Genomic DNA, 22,142 nt, shown 5'->3' with positions numbered 1-22,142 from the left:
GTATCTTTATGGATTAAACTAATAAGAAAAAACTATATCACTATTATATGAATACTATTGAAGAATTGATTCAAAAATCTGAAACAAGAATTTTTAAAGCTGTTTTTCCAAATACAACAAATCATTATGAAACATTATTCGGAGGAACTGCGCTGCAGCTTATGGATGAGGTTTCATTTATTTGTGCTACTCGTTTTAGTAGAAAAAAAGTGGTTACCATTTCTACCGGTAAGATAGATTTTGAAAAACCAATTCCAGAAGGTACCATTATCGAATTGGTTGCTAAAGTTCAGGAGGTAGGAAGAACGAGTTGTATGGTAAAAGTCGATATATATAAAGAAGAAATGTATAGTTATGACCGAGAGATAGCAGTTTCGGGATTATTTAAGTTTGTAGCCATCGATAATGATAAAAAACCAACACCAATAGTATAGTAGGAATCAACTACCCTCGTGATTATTATACAAAAGGGTAGTTGATATTATAATGTTTATAAACCTAATCCACCAAATAGATCAAAATATTTGTATGCTTCTAAGGTGTTTACTTTTCCATATCCAAAGATTGGATTGGTTCTAAATGGGTAGTCTGATTTTTGTTTTAATGCAAGAACCAAATCAGCTCTAGGAAGTGTGGTATTTTTACCCCATACTAAAGCAGCAATTCCAGCCATTGTTGCTGTAGCTACAGAAGATCCTCCAATAGTAGTTGTGTATAATCCACCTTTTCCAGTGGCAAGCGCTTGTGTACCATTTAATTGTTCCATTACTACTGCAAAATCAACATTTTTACCTTTTACACATTTGGTACAAGCTGTATAGTTAGTTCTTATTCCTGTTACTCCATACACTACATCTCCGTTATATTCGGTCATATTTGCTGGAAATACAATATTAGCAAGATTAGGATATTGACCAGAAACAAAGCTTCCTAGTTCTATGGTTCCTGCGGCAGAGAATATTAATTTTCCTTTTCTATACGCATATACTATTGCATCTGCAATTCTGCTTGATCTGCTTACAGAACCCATACTCATACTAATAATTCGTACATTACTAGTATTTGCTGCAGAAATAAAAGAGTTAGCTACTGCAGTAATATCTCTGGTTCCGTTTATAAATACATCACTATTAGCTCTATAGTTGTACAAGTTACATCCGTAAGCCACTCCATGAATACCATATTTCGCTCTTGGCGATGCTATTACTCCAGATAAAGCGGTTCCGTGACCACAATCATCAATTCGGTAAGAACCATTAGAACCATATTGGTCGGAAAATCTAATGATTCGATTAGAAACCAATCCTTCATTAAACATGTATTGATTCCCTTGAGAAAAACCATCAATTAGTTGTTCTTGTCTATGGCTTAGTCCAGTATCCAGAATTGCAACTCCTATTCCTTTTCCGGTTCCTTTGGTGGTAATTCCACCCCAATCCCAAGTTTCCTTAATTTTGTGGTACTTAAAATTCCAACCCATTTTTCCTCCTGGATGTAAGTTGATGTAATCATAATTTACTCTTAAATCATATCTTGGATTATCTTCTCCGCATCCCAAGTCTCCACTGTCTTTAGCATTATAATCTTCTGTATGACTATTATAATAAATGTCATACATAGGTTCTAGATATCTTAAATTAGGAGAGGAAAGTAATGTTTTTAGAGTTTTAAGATCTGAAATTTTAGCAGTTATACTTAATAAATTGTCTGCTTCTTCTATAATTGCTTCTTCTTTTAGTGTTTTCGTTGAAGTTTGGTTAGACTCCAATATATTAGCAATCATATTGTCTTTTATATCTACGATATCTTTATCAAGACTTTTCTTGTAATTAAACATATAGTCTCTGGTTTCATCATCATTCCATCCATCTTTTTTGTAACCAATCATAACCTCGTAATTAGAATGCACTATAGCACTCCAAAGCACTTCTTCAGTAGCCATATTCCAATCAAAAGACTTTTGTTGTTGGTCTGTAGTTTCTAAAATAAAATGATTGATTTTTTCTTTACTAAGCACTTTGTTAGAAGGCTGTTCTGTTAAAAAATCATCCTGAAGGTTTTCGTTTTCACAGGAGGCAAGAATACTTGATAAAAGTATTGAGCCAATAATGCATTTAGCAATCTTTTTTTGTTGTTTTAAAAAAATCATTTTAAAGTTTTTGAGTTAATTTTTCGGGCAAAAATAGACTCAACAACCTTATGTTTTTTGGGTACATGTACTCAAAAAAAACACGATTTTACTAGTATAAAACTAACTGTTTAATTGCTTTATCTTTATTCTAAAAGCAGCAAAGAGTAATGTGGTAAAAGGACTTAGCCAATTAAATATGGCATAAAAGAAGTAATCAACAACAGGTACCCCTAAAACACCACTTTGATATGCTCCACAAGTATTCCAAGGAACGAGTACAGAAGTTACAGTTCCTGAATCCTCTAAAGTTCGACTTAAATTTTCTGGAGCAAGTCCTTTATCTTTAAATGCCTGTGCATACATTCTACCAGGAACCACAATCGCTAAATATTGATCAGAGGCGGTTAGGTTTAAAGCTAAACAACTAGCTACAGTACTGGCAAAAAGACCAAATACAGAATCGAATAAACTTAATAGTGCTTTGCTAATTCTTGCTAATGCTCCGATCGCATCCATAACACCTCCAAATACCATAGCACAAACAATTAACCAAATGGTACCGAGCATACCCGACATACCTCCTGCAGTAAATAAATCGTTTAACTCTTTACTAGTAGTTTCTACAGCGGTATCTACGGTCATCGCTTTCATAACACCAATATAAGCCGAATTAAAAGTTAATGTATCACTACCAGCGATATTCATAACGATTTCTGGCTGTGCGATGATAGCAGCTATTCCACCTAACAATGTTCCTGCTAATAAGGCAATAAGAGGTGGCGTTTTTTTGATAATTAAACCTATTACGATTATAGGAACAATAAATAACCATGGCGAAATGGTAAAAGCACTGTCAATCGCTTGTAACTGTTGATCAATCTCTGGAGTTCCCGAAGTGTTTAGAGTAAAACCAATAATAATAAATACGATAAGTGTTACAATAACCGTTGGAACCGTAGTATAGGTCATATATTTTATGTGAGAAAATAATTCTCCGCCTGCCATGGCTGGTGCTAAATTAGTAGTGTCCGATAAAGGAGACATTTTATCACCAAAATACGCTCCCGAGATTACAGCTCCAGCCGTCATACCTAAAGAGATTCCTAAGGTATCTCCAATTCCAATTAAAGCGATTCCTACAGTTGCTGAAGTAGTCCAAGAACTTCCCGTAGCGATCGATATAATTGCACAAATAACTACACAAGCAGCCAAAAATATACTAGGACTTAGAATTTGTAGACCATAATATATCATTGTTGGTATAATACCACTAATAAGCCATGTACCAGCCAGAGATCCTACCATTAACAAAATAAGCAATGCACCTGTAGTAGATTTTACATTTCTAGCTACTTCTTCCATCATCAGTTTGTAGGATACTTTATTGAAGAAACCAACAATAGCTGCAACAGCAGCTCCTAAAAGTAAAATAAATTGATTACTACCACTTAATGCATCATCGCCGAAAGCGTAGTAAACATTGTAGAATAACATTCCTACTAAAGCAATAATTGGAATTAAAGCTTCCCAAATATTCAATTCTTTATTTTCAATAATTTCTTCGTTTTGGGGATTGGTAGGATTGATTTGCTGACTGTCCATAAATTGTATTCAAAATTTAAGAATGTAATGTTACGATATTAATATACTTTATGCAACGTAATCTTTTTGTTTCAGGATAAAAATTACTTTTCTATTCATTATCGAAATAAATTATGTTTTTTGTCGATTATATTTGTTTTTTGCCGATATTTTGTTTTATATTTGAATCATCATTTCGGTGATATATGAGTATTTAAAATACCTTTGAAATATCAGATAAGAGAATTGATTTATTAAAATATACCGAAAGAGAAAAATTGGAATTGATTGTTACGTTTTTTTGTCCCCAACAAATTTAATCCCCCCTAAAGTTAAATTTGAAAATTATAAGCCTCAGAAATGAGGCTTTTTTTTGCACATATTTCAAAGTTAAATGAGCGTAAGTCTTTTTTAAGTTTTATAGGAATAAATTGATTCTTTGACACTAAAAATCACTTTCATCGATAAAAATGGTTTTTTATCGATGTTTTAGTAAATATTGATATGTAATAATCGGTTAAATATTGATGTATCACGTAAATTTGAAGTGTGAAATAATTAAAGTTTTTATTGAATTAGTTTTAATGTTACCCCATTATAAAAAGGTTCTTCAGAACCTATCGAACTACCTTTTTTAGCCCCAAATTTATTTCGCCCCAATAGCCAATAAGCCTCGTACCCCATGAGGCTTTTTTTTATGCATAAACTCTTTTCATGTTTTTCTAAAGATTGGGAAACAAACTAAATGTATAGCGAATTTACTGGAAAACCGCACTTAATCGATATAAAAAAGCACTTAATCGACATTTTTAGTGTTTTTTATCGTTTATTTTCAGGTTTATATGTACTTATCCTGTATATTTGAAGTGTTGTTTAAGATTGATATAAATTAAATTTAGTTGTTAAAGTATTGTTGAATACTAATTTTAATTACCCTCAGTAATTAAATATTTTCCCAAAATTTGATTTGTTTCAAAAAAGCCTCTTGCCCGGAGGCTTTTTTATTTGTTAAAAAATAAGTTGTTTCGAATTTTATGCTGAAATTAGTACAAAATTGAAATAATGTCATCTACTTTAGCCAGAGGTTTAGAGCTACTTTTTTTATTTGTTTTGCTACCAATTAGTTTTCTATTTGATTATCATATTTTGATAAAAGTTGGAATCACGCTTGTCGGTTTCATCTATATACTTTTGCATCTTCGGAGATCAGGCCTTTTAAAGCTTAAGAAACCGAATAAACTTACTTGGAAGCCATTTTGGAAAGAAACAATCATAAAGTTAGCCATTATAATAATTGTTACAAGCCTCTATGTATTTTGGATAGCACCGGATAAACTATTTTCGGTTTTACTAAAGAAACCGGGATTATGGTTAATGATTCTATTTATTTATACGTTTTTGTCCGTATGGCCACAAGAAATTATCTATAGAACCTTTTTTTACGATAGGTACGAAGCGTTATTAAAGAACAAATGGTTATTCATATTTATTAACGCCATATTATTTTCACTAGCGCATATTTTTCTAAGAAGTTTTCTAGTACAATTACTTACGTTTGTTGGTGGTTTATTATTTGCATTTACGTATCAAAGAACAAAATCCACAACACTAGTATCCATAGAACATGCTATCTATGGGAATTGGCTTTTTACTGTTGGCATGGGGGATATGCTTGCGTTTCCCGGAGCAGATTAATTAGTTAAAAATTCTACTAGTTGTTTGATCGCTTTTCCTCTGTGACTAATTAAATTCTTTTCGCTTAAGGTTAGCTCAGCAAAAGTTTGGTCGTAACCTTTTGGTTGAAAAATTGGGTCATACCCAAAACCATGAACTCCTTTTTTTTCAGAAATAATACTTCCTCTACAAATACCAGTAAATGTATCCATATTTTCACCAATGACTAATGAAATTACCGTTTTAAATTGTGCTTCACGATTATCTTTATCTTTTAGATTTTCTAGCACTTTCTTCATATTGGCTTCAGCATCTTTAGATGCTCCCGCATATCTCGCAGAGTAAACACCAGGATCACCATTTAGTGCCTTTATTTCTAAACCAGTATCATCGGCAAAACAATCATATCCGTAGTTCTTTTTTACATATGTAGCCTTTTGGATGGCATTACCTTCTATAGTATCAGAGGTTTCTGGAATTTCTTCGGTACATCCAATTTCTGGAAGTCCTATTAACGTAATATGATTTGGTAATAGTTTTTGTACCTCTTTTAATTTATTGAGATTGTTAGTAGCGAATACTAATTTCACAGCTTTAAATTTTTAAATTATCGATGGTTCAATGGTTCAGAAAAGAACTCATCATGCTATTGGTTAATTTAAAATCATAGATAGTCTTGCCTTATTGAGCAGTTCTAAATATTATTAATTTCAATTCTATTGGCTAAGCTTTTGCATTGTAATTTTGGATCCATTTCCCTTGAACTTTCAGGACTTGTTCGATAACATCTCGAACGCATCCTTTTCCTCCTTTTTTAAAAGAAACGTATTTCGAAATTTCTTTAACTTCGGCTACAGCGTCCTGAGGACATGTGGGTAGTCCTACCATTTCCATAACAGGTAGGTCTGGAATATCATCACCCATATATAATACATTTTCTAACTTGATGTTTTTTCTGTTCATATATTCTTTTAGCTGCTCTATTTTATGGTGAGCACCTAAATAAATATCTGTGATTTCTAATCCTTCCAGTCTTTTTCTAACCCCTTCATTTTTTCCTCCAGAAATTATACATAAATTAAAACCTTGACGTACAGCAGCTTTTAATGCATAACCATCTTTGACGTTCATTGTTCTTAATAATTCCCCTTCTGTATTGATGATAACATTTCCATCGGTGAGAACACCATCTACATCGAAAATAAATGTAGTAATATGCTGTAAATATTCTTTATAACTTTTTTCCATATTTAATTTGTATTGCTTCTGTAAGCGCGGTATATAATTGTTTTTGAGAGTCGTTGTTTAAGAGCTTTAAATGCCTGTTAATGGTCTGTATATCATTACGTATCGCAGGTCCTGTTTGAGCATTATCCGGATTCATTTCCGTTATTTTATTCGCAGTCTCTTGAATTAGTGGATGTAATATTTCAAACGGAACATCATTTTCTTTGCATATATCATTTCCCAAAGAAAATAGATAATTGGTGAAATTATTTACAAAAACTGCAGCAACATGTAATGTGTTTCGCTGATCAGAACTTATTTCATAAACTTTTTTTGATAGTTGAGAAGCTACATTTTTTAATAGCATAAGCTCATTTTCTTCTTCAGATTCGATACAAAATGGAATACTGGTGAAATCTACCTCTTTTGTGGCACTAAATGTTTGTAAAGGATAGAAAACACCTCTTATATTCTTGTCATTCATAAATTTCATGGGAACACTGCCAGAAGTATGTACAACTAACCGATTTTGAAATGGAAGTTGATCAGAAACTTCTACAATCGCGTCATCACTAATGGCTAATATATATAAATCCGCTTTTTTTAAATTCTGCAGATTATCCGTTACGAAAACTTCTTCTTGGTTTTCGTGAATAGGTATTCCTTTTCGGTTATAACATTGTATGACTTTCACTAAATTTAGCGGCAAAAAGGCTTCATAAAGATGTTTAGCCACGTTTCCGGCACCAAGAAGGACTATTGTAATCATTTGGCTAAAATAAGGAAGATCCTTCAAAAATTAGACAAGTTTTATAGTTCTGTTAAAAGGATCAAAATAGGAATGTGATCGTATACAATTATCCTTTCAAAAACATTAAATTTGCCGAGCTAAAAAAGTTACAATGCAAAAGAGATTAGCAAGTATTTTATTTTCTACGAGATTAATGGCAATTCTGTTTATAATTTTCGCTGTTGCTATGGCAGTGGGTACATTTTTAGAGGATGGCTATGGAACAACAGCAGCAAGGATTTGGATATATAATACTTGGTGGTTTGAAGCAATTATGGCCTTTTTTATGATTAATTTTTGCGGGAATATTGTTCGTTATCAATTATATAAGAAAGAGAAGTGGGCAACATTGCTTTTACATCTTTCTTTTATTTTAATTCTCTTAGGAGCTTTTATCACAAGATATATTAGTTATGAAGGTGTGATGCCTATAAGAGAGGGAGAAACTACTTCAGAATTTCTTTCAGAAAGAACTTACCTAACTATTTTTTTGGACGGTGAAATAAATGGAGAGCCAAGAAGAAGACCTCTTTCTGAGCAATTAGAACTTACAGAAGCAACAAACAACCATTTTGTTATAAATACCGATTATAACAAGCAGCCTGTTACGATAACCTATAAAGATTATATCACTGGCGCAGAAATGGGCTTAGTAGAAACAGAAGAAGGTGATAATTATCTAAAGATCGTGGAAGCAGGTGATGGAAGCAGACATGAGCATTACTTAAAAGAAGGGGAGGTTTCTAACATACACAATATTTTAGTAGCTTTTAATGTACCTACAAAAGGAGCTATTAACATTACTTATAAGGACGATGAGTATTATATAGAATCTCCTTTTGATGGTTCATTTTTGAGAATGGCTGATCAAAAACAAGGTTTGGTAGTTAAAGATAGTCTACAGCCCTTAATGTTAAGGTCATTGTATCAAACAGCAGGAATGCAGTTTGTAATTCCTGATCCGGTAATTACTGGGATATACGATGTAGTTCCTATCGAAGTAAAAGACAAAGGACAACAAGATGCGTTAATTTTGGATGTTACTACTAAGGGAGAAACAAAAGAGGTGAAATTGCTAGGAGGAAAAGGATATGCTAATGATATGCAAAAAGTTTCTCTTGGTGGTTTGGATATGTATTTTAGCTATGGATCGAAGCGATTGGAGCTACCTTTTGCTTTAAAACTTAATGATTTCATTGCTGAGAAACAGCCAGGAACTCAAAAGGTGTATAAGTCATTTATGAGCAAGGTTGATATTGTAGAAGAAAATAAAACTCCAGAGCCTTATGATATCTATATGAATCATGTATTGGATCATAAAGGATATCGTTTTTTTCAGGCATCTTTTGAACCAGATGAGAAAACTACGATATTGTCTGTAAGTCATGATTATTGGGGTACTATGATAACCTATGCTGGATATTTGCTATTATATCTTGGGCTCATGTTAATTTTATTTACAAGAGGATCTAGATTTAAAGATCTTGAGAAGATGTTGAATAAGGTAAAGTCGAAAAAGAAAAATTTAGCTATCCTACTAGCATTGGTGACCAGTAGTTTTTCTTTTGCTCAAGAACAAATAGACCATGTAAATCATTTGCAAACGCTACCGAGTAAAGCGAAACTTGATTCTATTATTAAGGCAAATGCTGTAAGCAAGGAACATGCTGCAAAATTTGGAAGTATTGTTATTCAGGATGAGCGTGGTAGAATGAAACCTGTAAATACGTTTTCTTCCGAGTTACTTCGAAAGCTTAGCAAAAAGGATACTTATGAAGGGTTAACAGCGGATCAAGTATTTGTTTCCATGTTAGAGAATCCATTTATATGGTATAGCATTCCGATTATTGAGATTCAACGAGAAAATGATAGTTTGCGTAAGATTTTAGGAGTTTCTAAATCAGAAAGAAGAGTGTCTCTAATTGACTTGGTAGAGCAAGATGGATCGTATAAATTAGATCCTTACTTAGAAAAAGCAAGTAGTACAAGTACACCGAGTAGTTTTGAAAAAGACTTTTTGAAAACCCATGATAAGTTTTATTTATTAAATCAAGCGTTAGGTGGCGGTATTCTTAGAATATTTCCTGTACCTAATGACGAAGGTAATAAATGGGTTTCTGTACCTCAATTAAATGAGTATAAGTTTACGGGGATGGATTCTGTATACACTAAACAGATCATTCCAATCTACATACAGTCATTACAGGAAGCAAGAAAAACTGGAGATTATAGCAAACCAGAACAGTATATAGAAAGTATTAAATCATTCCAGAATAAGTTTGGAAGTGAAGTAATGCCAAAAGACGAAAAGATACAAGCGGAAATAGCTCTTAATAAATACGATATTTTTAGAACTTTATATCGCTATTATGGATTAACAAGTGTCTTATTCATTTTAATCATCATTTTTGGAATATTTTTCCACAAGAATAAGTTCGTAAAGTTCTTAATACAGGTTTTTACAGGAATTACCGTACTTATTTTTATGATTCACACTTCTGGTTTAATTATTAGATGGTATGTTTCAGGTCATGCTCCTTGGAGTGATGCTTACGAATCCATGATATATGTCGCTTGGGCTACTATGGCTTTAGGATTGGCATTTGGTAAGAAAAGTAGTCTTACTGTAGCTGCAACCGCTTTTGTAGCTGCAATTATACTATTTTTTGCACACGAGAACTGGACAGATCCTGCGATCGCTAACCTACAACCGGTATTAGATTCGTATTGGGTACTAATTCATGTATCTATTATAGTTGCTAGTTATGGACCATTCTTTGTTGGAGCAATTCTAGGAATACTCTCGCTTTTATTGATGGTATTAACCACAAAGTCAAACAAAAAGAGAATGGACCTAACAATCAAAGAGATTACTATTATTAATGAAATGGCTTTAACCATAGGGTTAGTGATGTTAACCATCGGTAATTTCTTAGGAGGAATGTGGGCAAATGAAAGTTGGGGGCGTTACTGGGGATGGGATCCTAAAGAAACTTGGGCATTAGTGAGTATTATGGTATATGCTTTTGTAATACACATGAGATTAGTTCCTGGTTTAAGAGGTAGATGGTTTTTTAACTTAATGTCAGTTTTGGCCGTAGGATCGATTTTGATGACTTATTTTGGAGTGAATTTCTATCTAAAAGGGTTGCATTCCTATGCAAGTGGAGATCAAGTTGTAACTCCGAGTGCAGTGTATTATAGTTTCATAGCATGGGCAGTTTTAGGAGCTTTTTCTTATTGGAGATATACAATACACTACAAGAAAGTATAATTTATAACAATTTGTATTTCATTGGGTTATTCGCAAAAAGACCTATACAAAAACTATACATTCGTATTTTTTTAATATAATCTTTAATACTATTAAATGATAACTGATATTTTTATGGTGTTAACAAATCATTAAAATTATAAAATGGGTATCATTTCTTTTGTAGGTTTCACACTTTTAGTTGCGGTTATTTCTTATTTAGCTACAAGAAAAACAGACGAAACTTCTTCAGACGGTTATTTTTTAGGTGGACGTAGTTTAACAGCTGTTGTCATTGCGGGATCTTTATTATTAACCAATCTGTCTACAGAACAGATAGTAGGTTTAAATGGATCTTCTTATTCAGAAGGGATTTTGGTAATGGCATGGGAGACTTTAGCTGCTATTGCTATGGTGATCACTGCTATTTTTTTATTACCAAGATATCTTAAAGGTGGAATCACTACAGTACCCCAGTTTCTAGAAAGACGTTATGATACAACTACAAAAGCAATTACTTCCGGACTATTTTTAACTGGTTATGTTGTAGTTTTCTTGCCTATTGTATTGTATTCTGGTTCTTTAGCGATAAGTACAATGTTCGATATTCCAGAGCTATTAGGAGTTTCGAAAAATGCTTCCATTTGGATATGTGTAATTGGAATAGGAGTTATTGGTTCTATTTATGCAATTTTTGGAGGACTAAAAGCAGTGGCAGTTTCAGATACGATTAACGCGGTAGGATTATTAATAGGAGGTATTATGATTCCTGTTTTTGGATTATTAGAAATAGGTGATGGTAGTATCGGAGATGGTATCAGTACCTTAATGAACTCTAATCCAGAAAAATTTAAGGTTATAGGAGATAGCGATTCTTCTATACCGTTTGCAACTATATTTACGGGAATGATGTTGGTTCAGTTATTTTATTGGGGAACAAATCAGGCTATTATACAAAGAGCTTTAGGAGCTAAAAATCTAAAAGAAGGGCAAAAAGGATTATTGCTAGGTTCGTTCTTAAAAATATTAGGGCCAATTATTGTGGTATTACCAGGAATAATCGCTTTTCATCTTTTTAATGGAGAATTAGAAGTAGCGGATGAAGCATATCCTACATTAGTAAGTAAAGTGTTGCCGGTATCATTGGTAGGCTTTTTTGCTGCAGTATTATTTGGAGCTATTTTGAGTTCTTTTAATAGTGCTTTGAATAGTTCGGTAACTCTATTTGGTTTAGATATTTACAAAGAATACATTAATAAGGATGCTAGTGAAAGGCAAGTGGTAAAAGCAGGAAAAAGTTTCGGTATTTTGTTAGCAGTGTTAGCGATGGCAGTAGCACCATTTATTGCAAATGCAGGAAGTCTTTTTGATTATTTACAAGAAGTAAATGGTATTTACAGTATACCTATTTTAACTATTATCGTTGTGGGATATCTTACTAAGAAGGTTCCTGCTATAGCAGGTAAGATTGGTATAATATCTGGATCAGTATTATATATTATTAGTCAGTTTATAATCAAACCGGCACTTCAAAGTAATGCGGTGGAAGCTGCGAAAGCGAATGGTGTTACAGACGTTGTAGCATTAGGAAAAATAGAATCCGCTGCATATCCTCATTTTTTACATGTGATGGCGATTCTTTTTGTGGTTAATATAATTATCATGTTAATTATTGGTAAATTGTATCCTAGAGAAGAGGCATATGAACAGCAGTATACAAAAGAAGTGGATATTACTCCTTGGAAATATACCAAAGTGGTAGGAGCTGTTATATGTTTAATAGTGATATCTACTTACATCTATTTTAATTAATTGAGTATTAGAAAAAGCATATTTTTAATTCTATTTTATGTACTTCCGACTTTTATAGTTGGTCAGGAGTTACCTCCAATAGAGGTGTATTTGCCCGAAGTTTATGGTGCAGAAACTCAAAATTGGTCAATTTCCCAGGCTGCTAACAAGTATGTTTATATAGCCAATAATAAAGGACTGTTAGAATACAATGGAGCCAATTGGGAATTGTATCCTACACCAAATGAAACCGTAATGCGATCTGTAAAAGTAATAGGCGATCGTATTTATACGGGCTTCTATATGGATTTTGGATACTGGAAAAAGAATAACTTTGGCAAACTAGAATATTCCTCTTTAACAAAAAAACTTCAAGACAAACTTATAGAGGATGAACAGTTTTGGCATATCATTAATCAGGATGAATGGATTTTATTTCAGTCATTAAACAGAATTTATTTTTATAATACCAATACAGAGGAAATTTCATTTATAGATGCTAATCTTACTATTACCAATATATTTAATGTTAATGGAAGTATTTATTATCAGGATGTATCACACGGAATCTATAAGATAGTTAAAGGGAAACCAATACTAGTTATAGATAATCCCGAAATTATAAATGATAAAATAGTTAGTATTTCAAAATATCAGAATGAAATCATTTTACTTACTGCAACTAAAGGATTTTTTACTCTTTCCGGTGATAATATAAATAAATGGGAAATACCGTCGGATAATCTATTAGAGAATACCACAGTTTATAGTTGTACGATACTTAAAGATGGAGGTTTTGTATTGGGAACAATTTCTAAAGGAGTGATGTATTTTGATCCGAAAGGAGAGATTGTTTTTCAAATTAATCAAGCCAAAGGTTTAAGTAATAATACAGTTTTATCATCTTTTGAGGATGTAGAAGGAAACATTTGGTTAGGTTTAGATAAAGGGATTAATTGTTTAAATATAAAATCAGCGGTACAAAGTTTTTATGACGATAAAGGAGTAATAGGAACTGTTTATACAACGATCATTTTTGACGGCCATTTATACTTAGGAACAAATCAAGGCTTGTTTTATAAAAAACTTGATGAAACCGAAGAGTTTAAATTTGTAGAAGGAACCAATGGGCAAGTCTGGAATCTTTTTACGTATGATAACACATTATTTTGCGGACACGACGCTGGTACTTTTCTTATAAATAAAGGTAGTTCTAAATTGATTAGTGAAGTAGGAGGGACATGGATATTTAGAACCTTGCCAAATCATCCAAATTGGTTGTTACAGGGGCATTATACGGGGCTTAGTATTTTAGAAAAAAAGAATGACAGCTGGGGACTTAAACATAAAATAGAAGGCTTTGATTATTCTGCTAGATTTTTAGAATTTTATGATGATAAGTTTTGGATTAATCATGAATATAAGGGACTTTTCCAATTAACACTTGATACTAACTTTACTAGAATACAAACAGTATCTAAAGATACGCTAACACCAAAAGGAAAGAACTCCAGAATAATAACCTACAAAGATGATTTTTTCTATGTTCATGACAAAGGTGTCTTTCACTACAATAAGAAGGAACAAAAATTTAATAAAACCAACATAATTAATGAAGCTTTTGGTGTTCAAAAAGATAATGTAGGGAGATTGGTAAAAGATAATAAAGGAGGGCTTTGGAGTTTTGCAGAAAATGAATTGAATTACATTTTTCAAAGTCAATTTTCAGAAAATTTAGATGCTAAAAAAATACCAATACCGTATACTTTGCGAAAGGAAATGATAGGTTATGAGAATATGTTGCATCTAAAGGATGATACTTACTTATTAGGTACTACAGATGGGTATATCGTGCTAGATATTTCTAAAGTTCACTCAGAAAATCATACTATTATTCTGGAGAACGTAGAAGTAAAACAAAAAGATACCGAATTTGAAAAAGTAAATATTTCTCAAGAAGATCCAGTTTTTAGATCAAACCTTAATACAATTTCTTTTTCATATACCATCCCAGAATATGATAAATATCTCATCTCGAAGTTTCAATATAAACTAGAAGGGTTTTATGAGGATTGGAGTGCATGGACAACAGAGACTAGTAAGGTTTTTGAGAATTTGCCTTTTGGAGAATACAAATTTGTTGTAAGAGCTAAAATTGGTAACGATGTAACTACTGAAGAAATGATTTATGAGTTTACTATCGATAGACCATGGTATTTTTCGGTATTTGCCATTATATTATATTCAATCCTGTTTTTGGCTGCTTTGTTTGCTATTAATAAAGCTTATAATCGATATTATACTAAGCAGAAAGAGAAACTGGTAGAGGAAAATAAAAAACAGTTAGAGCTTAGACAGTTAGAGAATGAGAGAGAGATAATGAAATTGAATAATGAAAAGTTAACTCAGGATATTGAAAGTAAAAATAGAGAGTTGGCGTCTTCGACAATGAGTATTATTAAAAAGAATGAAATCTTAAATACGATTAAAAAAGAACTTCAAAAATCGCATCAAGAGACTAATGGTTTAAAGAATGTAGAGCGTATTATTGACAGAAATTTAAACAATAAAGACGATTGGAGACATTTTGAAGAGGCCTTTAATAATGTGGATAAAGATTTTCTAAAAAAACTAAAAGCCAAACATTCCAATTTAACGCCTCATGATTTAAGATTCTGCACCTATTTAAGGCTCAATTTATCATCTAAAGAAATTGCACCATTATTAAATATTTCTGTGAGAAGTGTCGAAATTAAACGATATCGTTTAAGAAAAAAGTTGGAGTTAGAGCATTCAGATAGTTTGGTAAACTACATCTTGGAAATTTAAGACTACAACATTATTAATAATCACCTCAACATTACCTATACTCTAACGTTGTAGTAGGTATACAAACTAGATTTTGTTTCGTTTTTTTCAAAAGTCTTCAAATCCTTAATAGCTATTGATTTTACTGCATTTTATAATAAATTCATAAGATATTATTAAAAAAAACTTCATTACTGTATGTTTTTTGTTGTGGCCTCTTATTAATGATTTCTTAACATTCGTGGCTAAATTTGAGTAATTCAAAGAAAAAAGCTTATGAAAATTGCATATTTCTTAATTGTTGTTTTTTTGACAACAGTTATAAGTGCTCAAGAAATTAATGTTAATGGGAAGGTAAAAGATGCAACTGGTTTAGAATTGCCAGGTGTGAACGTAATTGTGAAAAACACATCTAATGGAGCAGTTACCGATTTTAATGGAAACTATACACTAAATAATGTTTCCATCGGAAGCACATTAGTTTTTTCGTATATCGGTTTTACAACTCAAGAAATAAAGGTTGGACAGAATTCTGAGATTAATGTAACCATGCAAGAAGATAGTCAATCCCTAGAACAAGTAATTGTTATAGGATATGGCTCTCAAACTAAAAAAGAAATTACAGGAGCAGTTTCTGTACTAGGTTCTGAAACGATTGAAGAATTAAACCCTGTTAGGGTAGAGCAAGCGTTGCAAGGACAAGTAGCAGGTGTAAATATTACCACACAATCAAGTTCTCCAGGAAGTGGTTCTACCATTTCTATACGTGGAATTTCTACGAACGGTGATAGTAGACCTTTGATTTTGGTAGATGGTAATGTGATAGAGGATCTAAGTGTTTTAAACCCAAATGATATAGAGAGTATTAATGTACTTAAAGATGCTACAGCAGGTATTTATGGAGTAAGAGCCGCAAATGGTGTTATTCTGATAACAACAAAGTCAGGATATAAAAATACAGATCTAAAATTTGAATTGGATTCTTATGCGGGTTTTCAAGAAACGACTAGAAGATTACCTGTATTAAATGCCACAGAATATGGGGTTATTATCAACGAAGCATTTGCAGCTGGAGGAAGTACACCACCTTTTCCAAACTTTACAACATTGGGAGAAGGTACTGATTGGCAAGATGAAATTTTTAGAACCGCTGCGATTTCCAATATTAATTTTAACCTATCTGGTGGAGGAGAAAAATCTACATATGCGGGAGGAGTTTCTTATTTATCACAAGATGGGATTGTAGGTGGTTCTGATGCTAATTTTGATCGTTTTACAGGACGATTAAATTATAGTTTAGATTTTGCCAAAAACTTTAAGTTCACAACTTCTGGGATTTTTACACAAACAAATAGAAAAACTTTATTAGAAAACACATTAGGTTCAGTATTGTTCAATGCTTTAAATATGGCGCCAACATTATCAGTTAGAGACGAGAATGGAGATTTTACATTAGCGGAAGGTTTAGGAAATGAAGTTATTAACCCTGTAGCTCAGATAGAAAACACGTTCAATAAGACGCAAGTAAATAGAATAGGAGCTACGTTTGGTCTTCGTTATGATTTTCTAAATAATTTCACAGCAGAATCTAAGTTTCAGTTTAATTATTCCGAGGTAGACGGAAAAGTATTTTCTCCAGAAGTATTTTATGGATCAGGAAAGGTATTTAATGTAGATAGAAGTAACGTTACGGAATTCAAAAATTTCTTTAGAGATTTTACTTGGGATAACTTTTTAAAGTACGAAAAGATATTTGCAGATGATCATGATGTAAAGGTATTATTAGGAATGTCAGTTTTTAAAACAACGGGAACTTTTACAAGTTTCACAGGTTTTGATATTATAGACAATTCTTATTCAAATGCTAATATTTCTCAGGCCTCTGATGTGGTAAATAATTTTCAGAATGGAGGAAATGAATTTGATAGTAGACTCTTATCATATTTTACCAGATTACAATACGGATATAAAGGAAAGTATTTATTCTCTGCCGTTTTGCGTAGGGATGGTTCTACAAAATTTGGTCCCAAAAATAAGTTCGGATATTTTCCTTCTGCTTCAGTAGGATGGGTGGTATCTGATGAATCCTTTCTGAATGATAGTAGTTGGTTAAACTTTCTAAAAATTAGAGGAAGTTATGGAGTTATAGGAAATGATAGAATCGGAGATTTTGGATTTGTTTCTTTATTAAATGGAGAAGGAGCTTACGTAATTAACGATGAGTTATTATTTGGTACTGCAATAGGACAACTTTCTAACCCAGAAATTAAGTGGGAACAACAAAAAACATTAGATATTGGTTTTGATACCAGATTTTGGGATAATAAAATCGATATCACCTTTGATTATTTCAAAAAGCGTACAGAAGATTTGTTGGTAGTTGCACCCGTTTCAGGAATTTTAGGAGTAGCTGCTCCTGGATCAGCTCCTCCTATCATTAATGCAGGTATTGTGGAAAATAAAGGATATGAATTCCTGATTAGTTATAATGATCGTTTTTCTGAAAACTTCAAATTAAATGCAAGTTTCAATTTAACGACAATTGATAATGAAGTAATAGCCGTAAATAGTGATAATAGTTTTATCGCAGGAGGTTCATTTGGAGTAGGACAGGATCCTCCATCAAGAATGGAAGCTGGTAAACCTATAGGATATTTCTTCGGATTACAAACCGATGGTGTTTTTCAGAATCAAGCAGAAGTAGATGCTCATGCGACTCAGGCAAATGCAGCACCAGGAGATCTTAGATATGTAGATGTAAATGGTGATGGAGAAATTAATTCAGATGATAGAACAGATATTGGAAATCCTATCCCAGATGTAACAATGGGATTAAATATTGGTTTCGAATATAAGAATATTGACTTTACAGCATATGCATTCGCATCATTAGGTAATGATATTATCAGAAATTATGAACGTAATCAGCCCTTAGTGAACAGAAGAACAGGGTTCTTAGATCGTTGGACTGGAGAAGGATCTACTAATGAGTTTCCTAGAGTAACAACAGGTGCCAATTCTAATAATTTATTCTCAAGTTTTTACGTAGAAGATGGATCTTATCTAAGAATTCAAAATATACAATTAGGATATACTTTTTCTGATCAATATATGCAACCTATAGGTATCGATAAGTTTAGAGTATATGCTTCTATAAATAACCTATACACATTTACAGAATATCAAGGGTATGATCCGGCAGCATCTTCCGGTGCGCCTATCGGTGGAGGAATAGACCAAGGTTTTTATCCAGTACCAAGAACATATTTATTAGGTGTTAATCTTAAATTTTAGTCAAACATGAAAAAGATAAAGTATCACAAACAATTAATCATGTCCCTAGTATTAATAGGATCTGTTCTTATGGGATGTAGTGATGATTTTGTGGATGTAGCTTCAGAAGATGAGAATTCAGAAGACTTTTTTAACAGCGAAGAGGACTATCAGAGTGCTTTAATTGGAGCATATGATCTATTACAGTCTACTTACATAAATGTCATGTTAGGTGAGATAGCATCCGATAATACATTGGCAGGAGGAGAAAGTGCTACAGATGTACCAGGAATACAGGAGATAGATGATATGATACATACTCCTGTAAATGCACAATTAAGAGATATTTGGAATTGGATGTATGCTGGAGTAAATAGAGCCAATTATATCATGGAGTTTCAGGATAAAACAGATTTTCCGGGAAAAGAAGAGGTGATTGCACAAACCCGTTTTCTAAGAGCTTATTATTATTTCGAATTGGTTAAATGGTTTGGAGATGTACCTCTTGCGATAGATAAAAGAATTCTATTTGGAGAAGAAACTGAAATAGATCGCTCTCCAAAAGAAGATGTATACGTACTTATAGAAGAAGATTTGTTGTTCGCTTCAGAAAATCTACCGGCAGTTCAATCAGAAATCGGTAGAGTAACACAAGGTGCTGCAAGAGCATTACTGGGTAAAGTCTATTTGTTTCAGGATAAGTTTAGTGAAGCGGCAGATGTTTTAGACTTAGTAATCGCTGGGCCATATGATTTAGTGGATGATTACGATACTATTTTTGAACAAGAAGGTGAAAATAATATAGAATCCGTTTTTGAAGTTCAGTATACAGATGTCGAAGGAGCAGGTTTTGGTTGTTTGCAGTGTAGCGAAGGGAATGTAGCAGTTGGTTTCAATGGAATTAGAAATTATTCAGGACCACTATTTGATTCTGGTTTTAGTTTTAATATACCTACTCAAGAAGTTGTAGATGCTTTCGAAGCTGGCGATATAAGGTTAGATGTTGCTATCCTGGATATTGATGCTTGGGCAGCAGCACAAGGGGCTACTTTTTCTACAGGTTTTGAGCATACAGGATATTACAATAGAAAATACATTGCACGTCAAGGAGATTTGAATACAGGAGATGCTAATCTTACCAATCCTAATAACTATAGAGCTATTCGTTTCGCAGATGTTCTATTAATGGCAGCAGAAGCACATAACAGAAAATCTCCAAGTAACGATGGTATTGCACAAACCTATTTGAATAGAGTAAGGACAAGAGCACAACTAGCGGATGTAACTGCTACAGGAACTTCGTTAACAGATGCGATCTATCAAGAAAGAAGAGTAGAGTTAGTGGGAGAAGGGCATCACTTTTTTGATTTGGTAAGAACAGGACGCGCAGCTACAGAAATAGATGGTTTCGTTACCGGAAAACATGAGGTTTTTCCAATACCATTGATAGAAATACAATTAGCAGGAAATAGATGGGAACAAAATCCAGGATACTAAAAAAATAAAATGATAAGAAAATGAGATTATTAAAATTTATACCAATACTAACGATACTTGCATCTATTTTTGTTGGATGTAATGATGATGATATTTCTTACGCATTTGAAGGAATATCAGCACCTACAAATGTAAATGCAGTTTTTGATATTACACAAGACGATACTGGATTGGTTTCGATTACACCAAGTGCTACAAGTGCTTCTACTTTCGAAATATATTTTGGTGATACGGATAATGAAGAAGCTACTGTAATATCACCAGGAAGCACTGCTGAGCATATTTATCAAGAAGGAACATATACTGCTAGAGTAGTAGCTGTTGGAGCAACTGGACTTACTAGTGAGTTTTCGCAAGTAGTAGTAGTATCTTTCAGAGCACCAGAAAATTTGGTAGTAACCTTAGATCAGGATACTGTTAATCCTGCAATAGTAAGAGTGAGTGCTAGCGCAGATTTTGCTACTTTGTTTGATGTGTATTTTGGTGATGTTGAAAATGAGGAACCAACAGTAATAATGCCAGGTGAAACGGTTGAACACACCTATGAAAACCCTGGTGATTATACCGTAAGAGTAGTTGCCAGAGGTGCAGGAGCAGCTACAACAGAAACTACACAACTAGTAACCATAACAGCAGCTACAGATCCGGTAACATTGCCAATAGATTTTGAATCATTTACTATTAATTACGGATTTACAAGTTTTGGAAATGCAACTGCACAGGTTATAGATAATCCTAATCAATTGGATATTAATACTAGTGCCAGAGTTGGACAATTAACGAAACCAACAGGAGCTGAAGTATGGGCAGGAACATTTTTGCAATTAGAAAACCCAATAGATTTTTCTACTAATAAATTATTTAGAGTAAAAGTATTTGCTCCTAAAAGTGGAATTACAGTAAAACTTAAAGTTGAAAATGCAACAGATGCTAGTATTGGTTATGAAGTTGATGTTATAAATACCGTAGCTAATGAGTGGGAAGAATTAGAGTTTGATTTTAGTGCAATTGACACCAATAATGAATATCAAAAGGTGGTGATTTTCTTCGATTTTGGAGTAGCAGGTGATGATTCTGTATACTTATTTGATGATGTTACCTTAACAACAAATATGACAGCAAGTATAGAGGGAGTATGGAAACTAGCACCAGAAGCTGGGGCTTTAGGTGTTGGACCTGCTCCAGGAGATACAAGTTGGTTTGCTTGTGATGATGCATGCGTTGCTGAAAGAGCTTGTTATTATGATGACTTATATGTGTTTGACACGGATGGGACATTTAGTAATGTACTTGGTGATCAAACTTGGATAGAGGGATGGCAAGGTGGAAGTGATGCGTGTGGAACACCTGTGGCTCCTTATGATGGAAATAATGCGGCAACCTATACGTACGATCAGGCAGCAGGAACATTAACAGTAAATGGAACTGGCGCTTATATCGGTTTACCAAAGGCTAATAATCAAGGAGAACTTCCTAATGTAGCAGTGCCTTCTTCAATTACCTATAATATTTCTTTTATAGATAATAATACAATCAGTGTCATTGTAGAATCTGGAGCAGGTGTGTTTTGGCAATATAGATTAATTAGAGAAACGTATACCACGCCAATAGAAGGAGTATGGAAACTAGCACCAGAAGCAGGAGCTTTAGGGGTTGGACCAGCTCCAGGAGATACCAGTTGGTTCGCTTGTGATGATGCCTGTGTTGCAGAAAGAGCTTGTTATTATAATGATTTATATGTTTTTAGTGAAGATGGTACGTTTAGTAATGTATTAAATGGTGAATCATGGATTGAAGGATGGCAAGGCGGAGGTGACGCTTGCGGTACTCCTGTCGCACCTCATGATGGATCAAATCCAGCTACATATGCATATGATCAAAGTGCGGGCACAGTAACGATTACCGGAACAGGAGCTTATATAGGTTTAGCCAAGGCAAATAATCAAGGAGAGCTTCCTAACGTAGCAGTTCCTGGAGCTATTACCTATGATGTTACATTCCCAGATACCAATACAATGTCTGTAATTGTTGAAGCAGGTTCTGGGGTATTTTGGCAATACAGACTAATACGCCTTTGATCTCTTATATCAAAAAAATAAATATCAGTTGTTTTTAGA

The 22,142-nt window shown here is 33.2% G+C and carries 13 protein-coding genes; 8 read left to right on the top strand and 5 right to left on the bottom strand.

Translation table 11 applies throughout. The features are described from left to right. Positions 1 to 47: 47 nt before the first annotated feature. Positions 48 to 434: an acyl-CoA thioesterase gene (locus Q1B37_RS20090; protein WP_299600333.1), complete on the top strand. Its 387-nt coding sequence runs from the start codon at positions 48 to 50 to the stop codon at positions 432 to 434. A 56-nt stretch (positions 435 to 490) separates the two neighbouring features. Here the strand turns inward: Q1B37_RS20090 and Q1B37_RS20085 are convergent, their stop codons facing one another. Together Q1B37_RS20085 and nhaC are read right to left on the bottom strand one after the other, a co-directional pair. Beyond that, complete coding sequence (locus tag Q1B37_RS20085; RefSeq protein WP_299901756.1) at positions 491 to 2,149, bottom strand: S8/S53 family peptidase; 1,659 nt, start codon at positions 2,147 to 2,149, stop codon at positions 491 to 493. Between the two features lie 102 nt (positions 2,150 to 2,251). Further along, complete coding sequence (nhaC, locus tag Q1B37_RS20080) at positions 2,252 to 3,733, bottom strand: Na+/H+ antiporter NhaC (RefSeq protein ID WP_299901753.1); 1,482 nt, start codon at positions 3,731 to 3,733, stop codon at positions 2,252 to 2,254. A gap of 1,041 nt (positions 3,734 to 4,774) precedes the next feature. Here nhaC and Q1B37_RS20075 point away from each other — a divergent pair. Then, positions 4,775 to 5,407, top strand: coding sequence for a CPBP family intramembrane glutamic endopeptidase (locus Q1B37_RS20075; RefSeq protein ID WP_299901751.1), 633 nt, complete (start codon positions 4,775 to 4,777; stop codon positions 5,405 to 5,407). Here Q1B37_RS20075 and Q1B37_RS20070 read toward each other — a convergent pair. From Q1B37_RS20070 to Q1B37_RS20060, 3 genes are all read right to left on the bottom strand, one after another. Beyond that, positions 5,404 to 5,976 carry a non-canonical purine NTP diphosphatase gene (locus tag Q1B37_RS20070; RefSeq protein ID WP_299901748.1) on the bottom strand — a complete coding sequence of 191 codons (573 nt, stop codon included), beginning with the start codon at positions 5,974 to 5,976 and terminating at the stop codon, positions 5,404 to 5,406. The genes Q1B37_RS20075 and Q1B37_RS20070 overlap by 4 nt on opposite strands. 133 nt (positions 5,977 to 6,109) lie before the next feature. Continuing rightward, complete coding sequence (locus Q1B37_RS20065) at positions 6,110 to 6,634, bottom strand: HAD family hydrolase (protein ID WP_299600343.1); 525 nt, start codon at positions 6,632 to 6,634, stop codon at positions 6,110 to 6,112. Then, positions 6,618 to 7,382: a Rossmann-like and DUF2520 domain-containing protein gene (locus Q1B37_RS20060; RefSeq protein WP_299901745.1), complete on the bottom strand. Its 765-nt coding sequence runs from the start codon at positions 7,380 to 7,382 to the stop codon at positions 6,618 to 6,620. Before Q1B37_RS20060 ends, Q1B37_RS20065 begins: the two co-directional genes overlap by 17 nt. Before the next feature lie 133 nt (positions 7,383 to 7,515). Here Q1B37_RS20060 and ccsA point away from each other — a divergent pair, with 133 nt between their 5' ends. The 6 genes from ccsA to Q1B37_RS20030 all read left to right on the top strand — a co-directional run bounded on the left by ccsA (position 7,516) and on the right by Q1B37_RS20030 (position 22,103). After that, positions 7,516 to 10,677: a cytochrome c biogenesis protein CcsA gene (gene ccsA, locus Q1B37_RS20055; protein ID WP_299901742.1), complete on the top strand. Its 3,162-nt coding sequence runs from the start codon at positions 7,516 to 7,518 to the stop codon at positions 10,675 to 10,677. Between the two features lie 144 nt (positions 10,678 to 10,821). Continuing rightward, complete coding sequence (locus Q1B37_RS20050; RefSeq protein WP_299901740.1) at positions 10,822 to 12,468, top strand: solute:sodium symporter family transporter; 1,647 nt, start codon at positions 10,822 to 10,824, stop codon at positions 12,466 to 12,468. Further along, the gene (locus Q1B37_RS20045; RefSeq protein WP_299901738.1) at positions 12,469 to 15,276 is read left to right on the top strand and encodes a LuxR family transcriptional regulator; all 2,808 of its coding nucleotides are present in this window, start codon (positions 12,469 to 12,471) and stop codon (positions 15,274 to 15,276) included. Positions 15,277 to 15,531: 255 nt separating this feature from the next. Continuing rightward, positions 15,532 to 18,549 carry a TonB-dependent receptor gene (locus tag Q1B37_RS20040; protein WP_299901735.1) on the top strand — a complete coding sequence of 1,006 codons (3,018 nt, stop codon included), beginning with the start codon at positions 15,532 to 15,534 and terminating at the stop codon, positions 18,547 to 18,549. Positions 18,550 to 18,555: 6 nt separating this feature from the next. Further along, entirely contained in the window at positions 18,556 to 20,025 is a 1,470-nt protein-coding gene (locus Q1B37_RS20035; RefSeq protein WP_299901732.1) for a RagB/SusD family nutrient uptake outer membrane protein, read from the top strand. Between the two features lie 20 nt (positions 20,026 to 20,045). Beyond that, a complete protein-coding gene (locus tag Q1B37_RS20030; RefSeq protein ID WP_299901730.1) occupies positions 20,046 to 22,103 on the top strand; it encodes a PKD domain-containing protein in 2,058 nt (685 codons plus the stop codon). Positions 22,104 to 22,142 lie beyond the last annotated feature (39 nt).

Source organism: uncultured Aquimarina sp. (assembly GCF_947492965.1).
Taxonomy (GTDB): Bacteria; Bacteroidota; Bacteroidia; order Flavobacteriales; family Flavobacteriaceae; genus Aquimarina.
This window is presented reverse-complemented; position numbering and strand designations above follow the sequence as displayed.